This is a genomic window from Legionella norrlandica, from assembly GCF_000770585.1.
Classification (GTDB): domain Bacteria; phylum Pseudomonadota; class Gammaproteobacteria; order Legionellales; family Legionellaceae; genus Legionella; species Legionella norrlandica.
In genome coordinates, this window is sequence record NZ_JNCF01000062.1 from 1 (window position 1) to 17,014 (window position 17,014).

The following is a 17,014-nucleotide window of genomic DNA, read 5'->3' on the forward strand; positions in this document are numbered from 1 at the left end:
AAAAAGCCTTTTCTTTTGTTACGGTATCACTCGAAGCCAAGACGGATTCAAGGTATTTTCGTTCACGGGATAACCCGCCTAATAAGGCTATTTTATCAAGAATAGAATCAATATCGCGATCAATTGTATCATCAAGAGACTTATTGCTATTTATTTGACCTTTTGTCAGCTGATCCAGGGAGGTTAAATTCGGATTTCCCAATTTAAATAAATCCAACAGAACTTGTTGTTGATAAACCTGGTTCTTTGGTTCCTTTAATTCCTCACCCCTCATACCTAATTTTTTGATGGGTTTTCCGTTGACATCAAGTTTGGGATTACCGTCTTTATCAACTTCATAGAGGGTAAATTCTTCTTTATCATAAGGAAAATCACCAGTTCTCAATCGAGTATACGCTTCCTTTAAATCTCTACGGATCAGATCTTCACTATAGTAATAAGGTTCTCTATCCAGACTTACTATCACCAGAGGTACATCATAACCATGGTTTTCTTTGATGTATTTGGTATGCAAAGCAAGGTTAAGACGATAAAACAATTCATCCCTTGGAGCGTACAATGCTCTTATTGCTCCTTTAGTGTTTGATGCTAAAATTTCATTGTGCGCGATGGCTGCCTTCTCTTTCTTCTGCAGCTCAATAAGCTCTCTTAAGGTGATAGCGTATTTTGAGCTTTTTCTAGTCGCTTCAAGTTCGATGCGGTTTAAAGCTTGCTGATACATCTTGTTAATCTTGTGCAAAGCGTTTGGGTTATCATGAAAATGCTCTTTATAAATTTGCCATTCTTGCTGTACCAGCATTTGGCAATCCTTTAAAAAATCATCAGGAGGCTGAGCAAATTTGTTATCGAGTTTTGTTGTAAATTCTTTTAAATGCTCTTCAATATAGCGTAATAGGGCCCCACTGCTTTTATCAAGATTAAGCTTGCTCCTATCGATGGTTATGATTCCAGTTGGGTTTCGCACTGGATTATTATTTTCATCACGCTGTACTTTTAGAAGAGTGTATATTTTGTCAGTGAATACAGAAAGATCCCTTATCCACATCCTTTGGACGGTTGCCATATTCTGTGACCAAATATAACGTTGATCATGAAGATCAACCTGTCCGACATCGGAAATCACACCAATAGGAAAATAATTTGTTCTCGTATAAGAATAACCACTAAATGGAATCATTTTTCCATGAGGTGGTAATAAGGAGTACGCCATTTTTTTGGTATAAATGGTATTTTTTTCTTTTTTGCGAGAAACAGTCCATCCATCGAAGATCCTATCCTCGAAAGGAACTGGCTCTGTAATAGGCTCTTGGTAGCGCAATGGCAAAGGTTCTTTAGCAACCGTTCTTGGTATAATTTGTCCATTACGCGGATCACGGTATTTTGTAACATCAATAGGTGCTTCGGCTGTTTCACGTGGCTTGGGTGAATAGCGTTGATGAATTGGATCATTCAGCGCATTAAAAAGATAGTTGTAATCTGGAAAGGTTTCATTCTTTAATGCGGTAGTAGAAACTAATCGGACTAATGCTCGAGAGTGTTTTATCATACCTAGAGGTTCAATCTCCCCATCACTACTCACTAAAGCCTCTTCCCTGGATGTTTTTTGAGGCACTTCAACCGTTTTGAATTCAATTAATCGTTCATGATGTAGGTGTTTGTAGTCCTTTCGATTCACTTCAATTTCATATTGTCCCTTGTCGGTCAATCGAATGTTTGGAGACTCATGAAACATAATGGCATAAGTTTCTGTAAAATTTTGGGCTTGAGGTTGGGTATCAAAAATTACCTTGACAATACCTCGACTTCTATCATGTTTTACTGCAGATATTATTGGTTTGGGAGAGTTTACTTCTATCCCAGGATAAGGTGTAACAGCCTGCATCGCTTGTATCACCTTAATGGCATTTAATCGGTTGTCAATATGGCTGATATCTCCAGATTTGAGGTTTTGAAACTCAAACATTGCTTTATCATATTGCAATCGAGGGGACTGACTAAATGCCTCTGCAATCGATACGACAATTAATTGCTGGGTTAAGCGAGAGAGGTTAGTTTTATCTAAGTAAAACTCTAAATTGGGGTTTTGATCAATAGCTTTTTGACGTAACTCTGCCAATTTAGAAGAATCTTTTGCGGCCTCATAAATTGTTTTCACTTTTAATAAAATAGCCTGTTTCTTTTCTTCATATTCTTTCAGAGTAGGAATGCCAAAGGTTGTTTTCTGACCAGTTAAAGCCATCAAATCAAAACTATTGCGCATTAATTTAAAGAATGAATCAAAATGCTTTATTGCGTGGGGAGTTGGGAAGCCAGGATTCGCTAATGTTGAGAAAAAACCGGTTCCATATAATTTGGAATGCAGAATACCTATACAAGATGATCCACCTTCTTTTGAAGGGTATAACGAGTAACAGCGTACCAATTCCAATCCATGCGCCTTATTCATCATTTGAGCTTTAGCATTTGCTAAATGCCTTACGGGCCCATTAGGAAATAAAGTCTGTAATTGATATTTACCTGTTTTAATTAACTTGATCGCTTCTTCGCGAGAGCATTCTGAACCTTTATGTTGTTCTTTTTCTTTATAGATAACGTATTCAACAAATGTTTCTATTGTGCTGGGTTCTCTTCTACTTAAAGTATCTTCAATACCGGTATATCCCATTAGCTCAACAGTTATAGCATCTCTATAGGCTTCTTCTTTATTATTTTGATATAACTCTAATTGGTGATTTAGGCAGTAATTTAGATATTCTGTACCAGATTTTTTTCTAAAGTTTCGGTAAGTATCGCAACCTTGCTGCAAATTACCTGTGTCAGCCCAACCTGTTTCATCCTTTCGGCCAACCACACTAAACAGCATCATTAATTGAAGTTTTTCAAGATCTTGTTCGCTCAATGCTAGGGTTTTACTGTCATGCTCGAGGTCGTATTGATGTAATGTGGTAATGGAATAAGCAGCTCGCACGGAATGGGCCAATCCATGGTTGGGCCGATATACAATGTTCTTTACTTTTGATTTTGACTCAGCTTCAATTTGTTTAATATTAATTGAGGAAACTCCACGGTCTACAATCGCTGTGTACACCTCAAGTGCTTTTTCTTTATCCTTTTTGTGCTTCTCTAGTTCTTGTTTCTTTTGTTCTAATTCTCTATGTATTGGTTCGAGTACAATATTTTCCCTATTGTCTGTAATTTCTTTTTCAAGTTGTTCAATGCTTGATTCTATTTTAACTCGTTCTTTCTCATGTTCAGAATGTTGCGAATGGAATCGGTGCGCTAATTGAACGTCCTCATTTGAAATAATCTTCCCATCAACAGTGATATTGACGTATTTAAAAGCGTCTTTACCGCTAATATGAATCAAATTCCCATTTTCCAATTCAACTATTGCTAATTGATTAAACCAACGATCTATAATGGGGGAAATGGAATAGGGCTGAGAAAAATAATTCGCGCTCGTATATTCTACTGCATTAGCAAAACGTTGAGGGTTAATAATAGTTTTCATAAGTAAAGCTCATTATTTACACTATAATATTGAGTATAAATAACAAACAATTATGTCATTATTAAACTGATTGAAAATAAATTGTAAAGAAAGATGAAATCAGAGCATATACGGCCAACGATTACCTTAGCATGATCTGTCGGTCATTTTTCCCTAGCGCTGTATTATCAGATGGCACGGGTTTAAAAAATCTCAATGGGTTGGGTTGATCTGGTTGTTGCTTTTGTCCATCGGAATCTTCATGAAGTATTTGTGAAAATCCAGTAAGACCGTCAAGTATTAATGCATGGCAATGACTGAAAAAGTCAGTTCTTTCAGGGGTTAATTTTAATTTATCGTGAACAAGTTTCTGAAAATTAAAATCCTCAATATATTGAGCACCATACTTATTTGATAAGTAGCTCTCAAATAGATCTATTTTTTCTTTAGGGATATTAAGCGTTTCCAGAAGCTTTTTATTTTCCTCAGTAATTTCATTGATATTAATAACATAATCATCAAATGCTTCTTTGAGTAATGTTTTATTCATTAGGGTAATGTTAGATTGGAAATGGTTGCGAGCAAAATCTCTTATTTCCTCTAAAATTTTATCTTCAGTTAGGATGGAAATGAGGGGATGTCCTAAGACGGATTGGAAGAGCCTACGCTTTACGCCGGAAAAACAAGAAGGTTTATCCCCAGTTAAATCATCATATTCTTCTATTTTTCCTTTATCATTAATTCGGGTTTTATCCCAATTATGCGCACGTCCAATTAGTGCCAGTTCATCAATAAAATGATCCTGCCGGCTTGCAAGAGTGTGCTCATCAGTAGGTGGGATGGCTTCATCACAAGCTGCTACCCAAAGCAAGGAAATTAGAACTTGATACTCTTCAAAAGTTGACCACCGTTCGTTGCTTGTTTCATCAATATGCACATACTCTGCCTCGGCGTTCATCCATAGATTAGGTTTGGCAATATAACGCCAAGCGGTATGGGCTTTATGTTGATAATAAACGGTTAGCGCTTGTTGATATTCGCGTTTGCTGAGTTTCAGTTTTTGTAAATCAGCAAAATCCATTGGGAGGTTAATTTTTGTTCCCTTTGCATTGATTATTGATGCTGGGTTTTTTTCATAGCGTTGTCTTAATTGCTCACGTAAGGAATTCATGAGATTTTCGACCCCTTTTTCTTTTAGGGTCGGTTTATAGTGTCGAATCGCCTCAGCCAGGCGCCTTTGCTCTCCTCTAGTCAGGGCTGTCATAGAGGATTCACGATCTCGGGCAAGTTGTGCTAAATTTAATTGCCCATGCGATTCGGCACGGTAAAAGTCGTTTTGCTCTGCGAGTGCTCTGACCCGGGGAATATTTAGAAGAATGGAAGCTGCTTCCTGATTGCCAGTTGTTAATGCGAGTCGCAGCAATTCATTAGGTTGTCCTGCAGTGACTTCATGATGCGCTAGTGTTTTTACCGAGGGGATATTCAATAAAAAACGTATTTCATCATCTAGGGCTCGGTCATTACGACGAATTAGATTTCTGATTATGTAAAAACAGATTTTTGCTTGTTCCGGATGATTGATATCAAAAACATTATGAGGAGGAATATTTAATGCGGCACGATGAAGGGCTATGAGTTGCTCTGCAATGAATGGTTTTATAATGTTCTCACCATATTCACTCCCATGCATTTCAGCATAAGCCAGGCAACAGCTACTTTTTGAGAGTATCCATTTACTTACATCAAAGTGGGCATTTTCAGCGGCTTTACGGTAAGCATAGAAATTATCTGCCTGTACCATTTCCAGAACTAAATCTGGCGTCTTTGTTTCTAGGTGGTTTAATATCGGCCAATGCCTTTGGGCAGCTGCTATTCTGAAAGCATAGAAATTTTGCGCCTTAATCATATCCTGAATTAAGTCAGGCGCTTCTGTTTCTAAGTGTTTTAACACCTCTAGATGGCCATTGCGGGAGGCATTCTGGTATGCAGAAAAATTTACTGCCTTAATCATCCCTCGAGTTAGGGTAGGCACTGTAGTCTCTAAATATTCTAATACGTCAACATGACCGTTTTCAGCCGCTTTCCTATAAGCGTAAAATCCATTTTTGGAAATCATCTTTACAACATCGATATCGGTATGTTGTTTGGCAAACTCATCCAGTAGAACTTTGTTCCCTAAGATATTTAATAAATAAAATAAATTGTCATTACTTAACATAAGTATTTTGGCAATTTGTTGAAGTGTTAATAAATCTAAATCAGGCTGACTTAGGGCGATAGCTAACCAAGCTTGTTTTTTCAACCATTGATCATTTAATTTTTGAATGGATTTGTTTAAAAGAAAAATTAAATTTTCTTTCTTCGTCTTCATGAGAGAGAGGATACTTTCATCCAGGGATTCGCAAAATAATTCATTATCGTTCCACATCGATGAGGGTATAAGCTTTCCCTGTCGATGCCTCATCCTCTCAGCGTCCGTTTTGAATATTAGCATATTGGTCAAAATGAATCATTATGTTGCAATATTATACCATGTCAGAATTTTTATTTTAAATATAAATAATAAAATACTATTTCTGGAAAGCTCAATAAATAATCAAAATTTCTACAAAAAAAACTCATTGTTAATATTTAATTAATTTTATAGAGGTATATTTATATGAACCAAGAAGTTTAGAGCTTAATTATTTAATTATTATTAATACAAGTTGTCTATAATTACTTGCAGTGTATCAAATTAATGCTTAATGATTTTTTTGTTATATCTTGACTGCCTGTCCCTGTTTGAGGGTATGTATTTAGTTGGTTTGACAGAGTGATCTAGTAATTTAGTTATAGACAAGGGTAGTCAATAAGAGGTGCTTGGAGTTGAGAATGAGTAAATATTCTAAAGAAGTCGCTGATATATTTTCCAGTCTAGATCAACATCAAATTGAATTATTCATAAAAAAACTCAATATAGATGAAATTAAAATAGTGCAGTTAGAGGTTCTGCCAAAATTAATGGATTTAGATCGTAGACGATATCTAAAGAAAGTCCTCACCGAGTATGAGAATGAAATTTATGGACGCTCTGATAAAAGCGAAGTAATTTCAAATGCTATTCAGGAAAACAAAAGTATTAGTCATCTACTAAAATCTCTTCATGAAGATCTTAAGACAATCATTCTATCTGACTTTATTAATGATGAGGCAAGAAAACTCTTTTTGGAAAGGGCAACGGAAGATGAGTTGTTCATTATTAATCGCAAATTATTAAGCTCGACCTTAGATGCAAAAGAAAGCAGCCTATTCATAGCATTATTGAAAGAAATCGAAAAAAGAAAAGGGCAGGATCTGGATAAAGACTGGAAAGATACCTATCAAGAGCATAGCAGCCGAAAGCATGTACAACAGTTGGAATCGAATATATGGCAAAGTATTATTAAAAATATTCAACAGGCAAATTTAGAGGTAATCAGGACAAATCAAGCTGTAGTACAAAATCCAGCACCTAAAAAACCTTGGTATTCCAGAGCTTGGTCCACTATAAAAAGTGCTTTTTCCCAAATTGGTTCTTTCTTTTCCTCTTCATCTGATGAAAATTCAGCAATAAATGAGCCTCTACCTGAACCAATTAAATTATCTGTAGAAGAAACAGACAATTTGGAGAAACTGCGTATTGCCGGGGCACAATATATAGCCAATATCACAGGGGTAGTGGAAGTCGGCAAGTCAGCCGATCGTAACAGAGACCAAATTGAATTATCTATGCGATCACGCTTCGGTATGGCGCTAGCTGCACAGATGGTCGCTGCAACAGTCAATGAAAATCATAGAAAATTAATGACTACTGTGGATTCCTTAGTTAAACCCGAAGACGATAATGACGCTATTAGGAAAATGTATAAAGCGATGAGAGGGGCCACAGCAGGAAAACCAGAACATTATCCATTACGTGTAGGTAAAGAACATATTTATGCTCGTGGAGCAAACCCACATCTTGTTACTGCAATTGAGTCAGAGATCATCAGTAAGCTTGCGGAACAACCTGATGAGTACTCGCGATTTGGAATAGAGTTATCGAAAGAGGAAAGAGACAAGATCCGTCTTTACAATGAGAATATGGAGAGATCAAAAGAATTAATGCAAGTAATGCAACCAATTAGTTTTCATTGGGGAGGATATAATAAAATAAATGGACGTTACGTCAAGGTAGAAGAGGATTTTGATACAAAACAAACCGATTATGAGAACAAACTCGCATTTGCTGGTAAGTTTCTGCAAAAACAATGCTTAGACCTTAAGGATGGAGAGTCACTATATCTTGATACCGGCTTGGAAGGCCATGCTATGCAGCTTGTAATAAAAAGAATAGGAAATGAATACAAATTATCTACCTACGACCCTTCTGGGGCTTTAGAGAATACCTCCATCCGACAAGGTAATTTTTTTGGTTTCAGTCTTCTTGGGTTATTAAAATTAAATGGCTTGCGTGAAAAAGGAATGAGAAGGAACGCTTATACCTTTACTGTACCTCAAGATCGGCTGCAATCTACTCAAGGCTTAGATTATCTAACTTATTTAATACGTACTAATACAATGGCTGGTTGGGCGCAATCCAGCATAGAATTAGATATCGAGCACACCTCAATGACCCAACGAGAAGATATGAGCTTCTTCGAGAGATTCAGTGCTCTCAACAATGCTTCTAAAAAATATAAAGTTTACATGGAAAAATTTGCTTCAATTGCATCTCCAGATTCTTCCCCCTATTTTGAAGAAGTGCTACAACGCCCTCAAAATACCCAAAATTGCTTTGCAAAAAAGGCCCAGTCTTGTCAACTGTATGAGTTAGGAAAAGCAACCTATAAAAAAGTCAGACTGGCTGTATTAATGGAGCAGAGAGAGAACCTGATAAAAGAAGCGTGCGGGAAACTGGCAGCAGAAGAGGTAGGTAGCAGCTTTGTGCCTCCTGCCTATATACATATGATTGAAACTATTGAACCACAATACCTTTCTCCATCAGAATTATATGAAGCATCCACACGGTTATCTGAGTTAGGGGAACCTCCTTCACCTCAATATTATCAAAAATATTTTACAGCTTTAATTGAAGTCAGGAGCAAACTGACAAATGCTGATGAGGAGGCGGATGTAGAGGCTAACGAATTAGCTATAAAACGAATCAATGACAAAATTGCTCAGCATGCTAAAGAGCTCTATTCATTGTTGAGTTCAGCACGTCCTCCTAGGGAAGATGAGATTAAAAGTATATTTTCTCCTGAGGTATGCAGTGGGGGATACGATTGGGGCTCTGGTGTAATGCCTCTCAAACAAGATCCGGGTGGAAGTTATGCTACTGCATTACAGTATTTATCAGATTATTCCTCTGCTCAGGCTTGGAAATCAATAATTCAGATAATAAACCATCAAATTAAAAAACTCAGTGTTAATGAACGATCTCTTAACACTACAAAGGATAGATTACCTCATGCCAGTTATAGAAAAGCCAGAACAGTAACTTTGAACGATTTAGAGAACGCCAATATTGTTAATTTTACCAAGGGATTTTATAGAAAAGATGAGGTAAAAGTAGAAATAAATATTGCAGGTAAACGATACGAAATTGATAAGAAAACTTTTTTCAAATTGGTAGTAAAAAATAAAGAGGCGTTAACCAATCCTAAGGTTATGGGCCTTTTAGACTATCTTCGTAATGCTTCACAAGAAATTGAGGAAAGATATAAGAAGAACGTCTATCCTGCCCAAAGCGAAGCGTTTGAACACAAATTAGATCAACAGATAAAGAAAGCAGAAGAAGCAAGAATAGAAGCTATCAGCAGATTTTATGATAGCCAAAATCAATTAGAAGAAATGCTTCTTCAATACGATAGAGATATTGCTTCAATCACAGACGAAATTACAGTTGAAGAAGAGTGCATAGGTGATGGAAAAAACTCAGTAAAACTTAGAAATTTAAAATCACGCCATGATTTATTACAACAAGAAAAAAAGCAAGTTCATGACCTACATATTTATGTCTCAACTAAAATTCAAGAACTTAATGGGGAAAAAGAGGGATCTGCACTATTTAAAATTGATCAGGCTATACAGACATTAGAAAAACTGAGAACCAATACTGTTGATGTCCAATCTATCAATGCTCGAAATCAAATCTTTATAAAAACACAACTTGAGCTTGAACGAGTTGAAAAAACATCAGGAAAGATGATTGAAGATCTTGAAGACACTAAAGTAGAACAAGAAATTAATGAGCGAATTCAAAAAATTAATAAGTATAGACAAACAGTGATTAAGAATTACTTACAAACCAATGCAGAGTATCAAATATTAGATGAATTATCGACAGGAAGAATGGGAACGGAGAAAGACCGCAACCGAGATATGTATCTCCAAAAGGCATCAGAGCGTATTGCATTTTTAAAACAAGGCAAAAATACATTTTTGACAGGTTCTGTATTTTATGAAATTCAACGGTTAAATCGAAAACTTAAAGCTCAAGTTGAGGAAACAGTCGAGCGCAGAGTGATATTAGGCACCGACATATCTGATGCAACAGCATTAAGCTCATTTGAAAGTGCTCATGATGAGTACGCCAAGATGGAAGAGCAAGCCCAAAAATACAGTAGAGAGCGTCTTCCTGAGGCAATTAAAAAGGCTTGGGTTCAAGAGATGTTTGCCATCTGGTTACAGTATGAAAGTCCGGAGCTTTTATATAAAATTCAAGGTGCGCCGAATGCTGTTAACCAGGCATTTCATCATTTTATAGAGCAAAAAGCGAATATTAAATATGGGGCGCTTAGAGAAGCAAACTATCCTATTGAGCTTAAGACGATGGAAGATTTAGAGCAAATGGGGTGGAAACCTATAAGCGATAAGGAAATAGAGCAATATCGTGAGACGCGCAAGGAAAAGGCTCTTTTTATCTTAAAGCGCTTTAAAGAAGCAATGGGCATTGGTGGGTCTAAACCTAAAGAAAAAGACCAATTATCACAGGTAGTTGTGCTCACACATAAAGATTTGGAAGCACAACATGACACTGTTCTGCAAGTTAAAGATTTTGTTCCTCCTGAGGTGGTATTCTTATCACAATCTGAAAGAGAAGCATTAGATGGAAGCACCTTAACGTTTTTACGCAAAAACCCTATGCCCGCTGTCGAAGGAGTATTGCAAGAACAATGCACTCTCTACTTTGATCACGTGCTCAATTATTTGCATAAACTAAGAGGGCATAATGGCTTAGAGAATAAAGCACAACGCATTAGCGAATTCTGTCATACCGCGGTAAAGCAGATTTTTAACTTACCCTACTCCCCACCATCTAAACTGGTAATAGAGATTGCCAATGCCATAGTGGATCGTTATCGCGATGATGAAAATTCTATCAGTAATTCTTTCTTGAAATTAGAAAATAATGAGCGGATACACCTTTTAACGTCATTAATCAAATTGAGCTTATCGCAAATTGTTGTGACAGAGGAGCATAAGACAAAGGTCGACACAGCATTTTATTCGACCCTAAAACAATGGGAACGGCTGATTGTGCCTGTTGATGAGGCGATATCGCGAAAATTGGCATGCTTGGAGCCAGGTGGTGCCGAGCCTCAGGACGTAGATTTATTAGGATTAATCAATGAAGTTGATCTGGCACTGCATGAGTCCCCTGTTAGTCTCGAAGGCTTACACGAAGGGCAAAAAGGACTACAAATTGCTTTGATGGCCTATGGTAAAGAAAAAGGGGTAGACAAGGAGCTACGTAAATTAGCAGACCGCCTAGGTATGCGTAATCGCGACGCGTTGTTAGCACATCAATTTATTCATTATTATTCTGATCGTAAACTTCTTCTTTCAAGTGATGGGATCAATAGTACACAAGGTCGAGAACTTTTTTCCAGAGCGCTATTGGATGCATTTCAACATGCCACAGTGACTGAAAAGCATGATCTTTTGAATTTTATTCAGAAACTGCAATTGGACGATGAAAATGAGCCATGTAAGCTTAAAGTACCACATGAAGCGTTTGTCGATGAGATCTTAATGCGGTGCGCGAATATCGCTCCGGCACTATTCCAAGAACATATTGAGATGAAGTCTTATGATGCTCATGCAACGCAATCATTTATTGCCAGGTTAACTGATGAATCCAGTGAGGATGGGGTTGATCGGCTATTGGGATTTGCAAAAGAGATTAATTTGTTGACCCTAAAAATTGAGAATGCGCTTCTTCAAGAACCTGTAGAAAGAGAGGTGGTAGATCAACTTTATGCCCAATTAATTTGTGCCAATTTAGCCTATCAGTTAATTGTTGATCAGGCATCTGAGAAGGTTCTTGCCAATCTTAAAGAGAATTTTGAATACACACGAGAGATGTCTTTAGTACAAGCTAATATCAATCAGCACCAAGAACATCTTGTCGAATTCTCCAGGTATTTAAATGCCAATAAGCGTGCTACACAGTTTAATGCCATTTTTAATGAGTATGCCCGTAAACAAAAATTTGATGGAGTCAATGTCACACTTACTGCTACGTCTCCATTAGACATCCCTGGTTTTATTAATTTAGGAGGCAATAAGAGCCTAGATGTGTTACATGGGGTTATTTATATCGGTAACAATAAACTGGGTGTAATGCCAGTCTATATCCAATCCCATATCGCTTTGCAGGAGTTAGGGATTCATAATCTTCCTTTCAAACCACAAGAGGGGAGCTATGCTTATGTAGAAGGCACGGAAGTCAAAGCTTCTATCACGAAAAAGGGGGGTGATCTCATTGTTCAAAGAGAATTAAGGCTCCTAGATGGCGATATGGCAATGTTGCAATATATTGCTCCTGAAAAGATGGATTCTGTGCCAATAGCTTTAAAGCAAAGATTGAATGCTGAGCACTTTTTCATTGATTTAGAGGGCACGATACATGCGTATACCTCTGATTTTAGGCCAGTCTTACAATTAGAACATCAAGATGAGGTGTGGCGAGGTTTTATATTAGACCATCAAGGCAATAAGGCCCCTGTAAATCTTGATAACAAAGGTGACATTTCCATGGTTAAGGATTTGTCACAAGTTATTCCACAAGATGAACTGGTCTGTATGGATGAAAAGACGGTTTACATTCCTTCCATCGCGAAGTACGTTGTTCGCACTGAGAAGAATGAATATCTTATGGTAGAAAGTCTTGCTGACGGTGCCTCAAAAAAGCATTTACAAATTACTGAGCAAGGAAGTGCGTTTACCACAAGGGAATTGAATGATTCGGAGATAGAAGAAAAAGAGAGGCTAGAAGATAAAATCAACGAATTGCAAGAAAGGCTTGCTGGGATCACAACATCCGATTTAGTGAGCAGCCAGTCTCGCAGCAAGCTTAAGAAGCAAATAAAAGATTGTGAGTCGCGAATAAATGAAATCACGGTACCAGAATATTTTGTATTTATTCCTGATTCAAAACAGATTAAAGTTCTTGAACAAGAGCAGAGACGGTTAAGGGAAGTGATGCAACAAGCCTATGTTGTCTTTAAGGATGGAGAAAAAGACAAAGGACGGCTTGCAGTGAATTATGAAAAGGCGAAAGAAGCTTATTTACAAAATAAGAAAGCATTGCAAAAAGCATATGATTCAGCAACATATCTCCGTACCTTTGATGCCAAAGAGGGCAGTATCCACGCTAAAGATTTCCAAAGTATTCTTCATGTAGGCTTAATCCCAGGGAAAACCACGGTGTTAACCCAATTACTAGGTACCCATGTACTGAAATCTCCATTAAAACCTAGTGAGTTAGAAGATTTAAGAAACCTCAAAGAACACTTTATAAGTAGAGAAGACCCTACTAATGAAGATCGTATTGCCCGAATTATGTTGATTGGAACGGAACTGCATCATCATATACTAGAACGGGGGCTTTATGTTACTGGTAAATTGGCTGATTGGGATAGGAGCGCTTACAAAGCTTTATTAGGTGAATTTGCTAATGAAGCAAAAGAAGCCAACAGGTTATCTGTAGTGCTTCCCCTAGATCAATTTAGAGAGTTATGGAGCGCACTCGAGTCTGAGTTTGCCACAGATCAGGAGTTGCAAGGATTATTTACTAAACCGGTTGCATTAGTTGAAACAGGGGAAAGAAAACCGATAAACATCAATACAAAGACAACCAGTATGCCTATTGAAATTTTAGGTAGTCGTACTTTAATTCAATTTAAACCCCATAGCAATCTGAGTACACTCATTGATCCAGAGCAAGTTGCGCTTGGAGAGCGGTTACACGGTTTAGAGGAGTTTAGAAAGTCCATTGATGCCCAAGAAGAAGGTTATTATTATGAAAACTATGGTTTGTTTCAAACCAATACACTGGAGGCATTATTTGGTGTTACTGCCAAACATGCAGGCATTGGTGGATTGACGAAAGAGCATGTTGCGGGATTATTTAAGTTAATGCATGCGGAGCGATGGATAGGTGATATTGCTGGTGAAGGTTTGGAGAAGTACCAACAATTAACGCGCCATCCCAGTGAGTTTTATTCTGCTGCGAAAATTACAGGTTATCTGACTGAACTTGGTTTTGAACGCAGTCAAATCCGCGATATTTCAGAGCGACTGGAAATATTCTTGTATCAAACGGCTGTTAGTGGCGGCAGCTATTCAATAAAAGATGATGACGCTTTAGAAGAGTTGAAGCGCAGGGTCACCGAGAATCAGGAAAAATGCAATCTTGAGTATCTGCAAGCTTTAGACAAAATTGAATCAACATTGGCCAAAGCTTCTTCAGAAATCAGTGTTACCGATTTGAATGCAGCTTATCTTCTAAACGATTATCGCAGCATTCTTTCAGCGTTTCCCGAAGAAGGGCGTGCTCAAGTGGAAATTATTTTCACTAATGGCATGACCCGGATGTTGTTTTATAAAACTGAGTTAGATCATTTAAATGATGTGCAATGTGCTTTCCCTTCAGATAAAGATGATGAAACTGCCAAAGCGATTAAAACTGCCCAGGCCATTGCAATGTTACATACTCGTAGAAACTATCAATTAGACAAACTTCTTGAGTCTGAACTTCCGTTAGATGAGAGTGCAAAGAAAGAAGACGTCTTGAAAGTTGAAGAAGAGCGCAAAATGCAGCGTGCTTTTTTACTGTTTGAATCTGAATTTGGCCATCGTTGCAATGCCCGTCAAGTGAATATATTCCGAGGTCTACTGCTAGATGAGGAGACAAATCCTGATAAGATTGATTCAGCACAGGCACGGATGGGATTTGGTAAGACGACTTTACTGCCATTAATTGCATTATATAAGACAGGCAATAAATTGGTTCGGTTTATCGTGCCCAAGTCTGCATTGGAAACGAATACATCAGATATGTCAATCACGCTGACGAACATTATGGGGCGTCGTGCGATCAAAGATGATTTTCAACGTTATCGTATAGCAACAGATCCGGAACCTAAAATGGGAGAGGCCAGTCCTCGCTTAAAATCATTGCGAGATGCCAAGGCAGACTTGCAAAAGAGGCTCGTTTTGTATCGAAGGGTAAGAGAGAATCGCGAAGTTTTAGTACAAGCGCCTAATGTACGGAACTCCATGGAGTGCCAAGCCAAGATTTTCTTAGATATGTTGCTGAAAATTATGGATGAGCCGGAGCAACAAAAAGAGCTCATGGAATGTATCGCTTTACTTAATGAAATTCGTTCAATGCCTACGATTTCTGTATTTGATGAGCTGGATGCGACTCAAGATCCCACCATCACGGACGTGAATTACACTTCTGGCGAAAAAGTTGCGCTTGATGCGGCAGAAATTTATCCGTTAGAGGTAATTACGCAAACAATTGGTACTACAGAAGATAAATCAGTTACGAATTTGGGTAAGGTCTTACTTGAGCAATTTGATATTGAGGATGCTGATAAAAGTATTTTAAACTATATTACGTCTTTGCAAGTCAAACAACCTTCCTCAGTGACCCCGACAAACAGTACTGAAATTTATTTAATCAGAGCGATTCTTACTGATCCGGTTATGCTGAGTATTTTCACTGAAAAGCAACCGGGGACTGATTTTGGTGTTTGGTTTGAGAATGCAAAGGATGGATCAAGACTATATGATTATGATGCGCTTAAAACGGGGCGAGAGGATTTATCAAGAACTCCTTTGTTGATAGCTATTCCTTATTCTGCAGCAAATACCCCAAAACCTCAGGGTTCAAGGTTTGATAACCCCGAAGTAACTGCAATTACCACCCTGCTGTATTATCTCGATTCAAGAACAGAGCTTAATGAAATTCCTCATTTGGAATTTCTAATTGACTCTTTCAGAAAAGGTCTTGGTGAGACACTGTTTTTAGACTCATCTGGAAAACATCTTGACCCTGAGTTTAAGACTCTTTTTGAAGATATTAAAGAATTAGCATCGATAGAAGATCCGTTGATTCGTAATGAAGAACGAGCAAAATATTTTGCAACATTGGAGAAACGCATTAAAGAAAGAACAATCTCTCCAAATGCATTTCGCAAGATGTTGGCACGCACTATCATTCAAGAGCAAGTTAAATTTGATGCTGGAAAAGCAAACAGCAACCGCTATGAGCAAGGAACACCAGAGGATACTGTGATTGGCTTTTCAGGAACTGCTGGCGATACCTCATCTCATTTTAAAGAAAGCAGGCTTGACCCAGCTGCCGATGGAAATATGACTTTGGGGATTATGGGGCGAAAAGATTGCCAAGAAACGATTTCTTTAGATACAACCAGTTTTGCAGCTACAGGAGAAGATTATACTACCGCGCTTATTAAACAATTAACGAGGTCTTTTACAACTAATCCTAATACCAGAACACTGATTGATGTAGGTGGTTTATGTAAAGCCTCTAACCGTGCTGTGGCTAAAGAAATCGCTCTTCAATTAAAAAACCAGGGCAGCCCGCTGAGGGGAGTCATTTTTTATGATGATGTGACTAATACGAAAAAGCTTTTGGTTTTAGGCGCTAAAAATAAGGAAAAAGTGGTAGATTTAACTCCCAAGATGGTAGCCGAGTCTGATCGAAAAGGCAGTTATTTTACCTATTATGACCAAAGTCACTCACGTGGTGCCGACATCAAACAAATGGATGGGGCTCATGCGATATTAACTTTAAATTTCACGGTTACGAATAATGACTACAAGCAAGCCATTATGAGGATGAGGAAAATTGTCGATAAGGCATTAGGCCAATCTTTCTCCACTGCTGTTCCTGAACAGGTACGCAAGCAAATTATCAGCGACTTGCAGCTCGATGGATGTACCCTCCATTTGATGTCTGAATTACCTCCTGATGATGTTCTTGAGAAATACAAAGGCAGTTACATTGTTTACAGAAATAGCGAGAACGGAGATAAGAGTCTGTTTTGAATATTAAATCAGATGGAAGGGCTGAAAGAGTCAGGATTAATAATTCTCTGCAATTTGACAAAGATCTTGCCAGGATTACAAAACAAACTAGTGGTTCGGTGCACCTAAGTGATAGCCAAGTCAAAACATTGATAACATCAAATGGAGGTC

Annotated in this window: 3 protein-coding genes; 1 reads left to right on the forward strand and 2 read right to left on the reverse strand. The window is 37.8% G+C overall.

Annotated elements, in window-relative coordinates:
• Both OK13_RS11550 and OK13_RS11555 read right to left on the reverse strand, forming a co-directional pair.
• The coding region (locus OK13_RS11550; RefSeq protein WP_035890937.1) for a SidE phosphodiesterase domain-containing protein at nucleotides 1-3,511 on the reverse strand (3,511 nt) is incomplete at its 3' end.
• Nucleotides 3,512-3,632: 121 nt separating this feature from the next.
• Nucleotides 3,633-5,918, reverse strand: coding sequence for a hypothetical protein (locus tag OK13_RS11555; RefSeq protein ID WP_241480548.1), 2,286 nt, complete (start codon nucleotides 5,916-5,918; stop codon nucleotides 3,633-3,635).
• Nucleotides 5,919-6,364: 446 nt separating this feature from the next.
• Between OK13_RS11555 and OK13_RS11560 the strand changes: the two genes are divergently transcribed.
• Entirely contained in the window at nucleotides 6,365-16,864 is a 10,500-nt protein-coding gene (locus OK13_RS11560) for a hypothetical protein (protein ID WP_052117675.1), read from the forward strand.
• Nucleotides 16,865-17,014: the final 150 nt, after the last annotated feature.

Excerpts from the sequence above, each read along its gene's own strand:
- OK13_RS11555 (WP_241480548.1), bottom strand. The coding sequence starts at position 5,918 with ATGTGGAACGATAATGAATTATTTTGCGAATCCCTGGATGAAAGTATC.
- OK13_RS11560 (WP_052117675.1), top strand. The coding sequence starts at position 6,365 with ATGAGTAAATATTCTAAAGAAGTCGCTGATATATTTTCCAGTCTAGAT.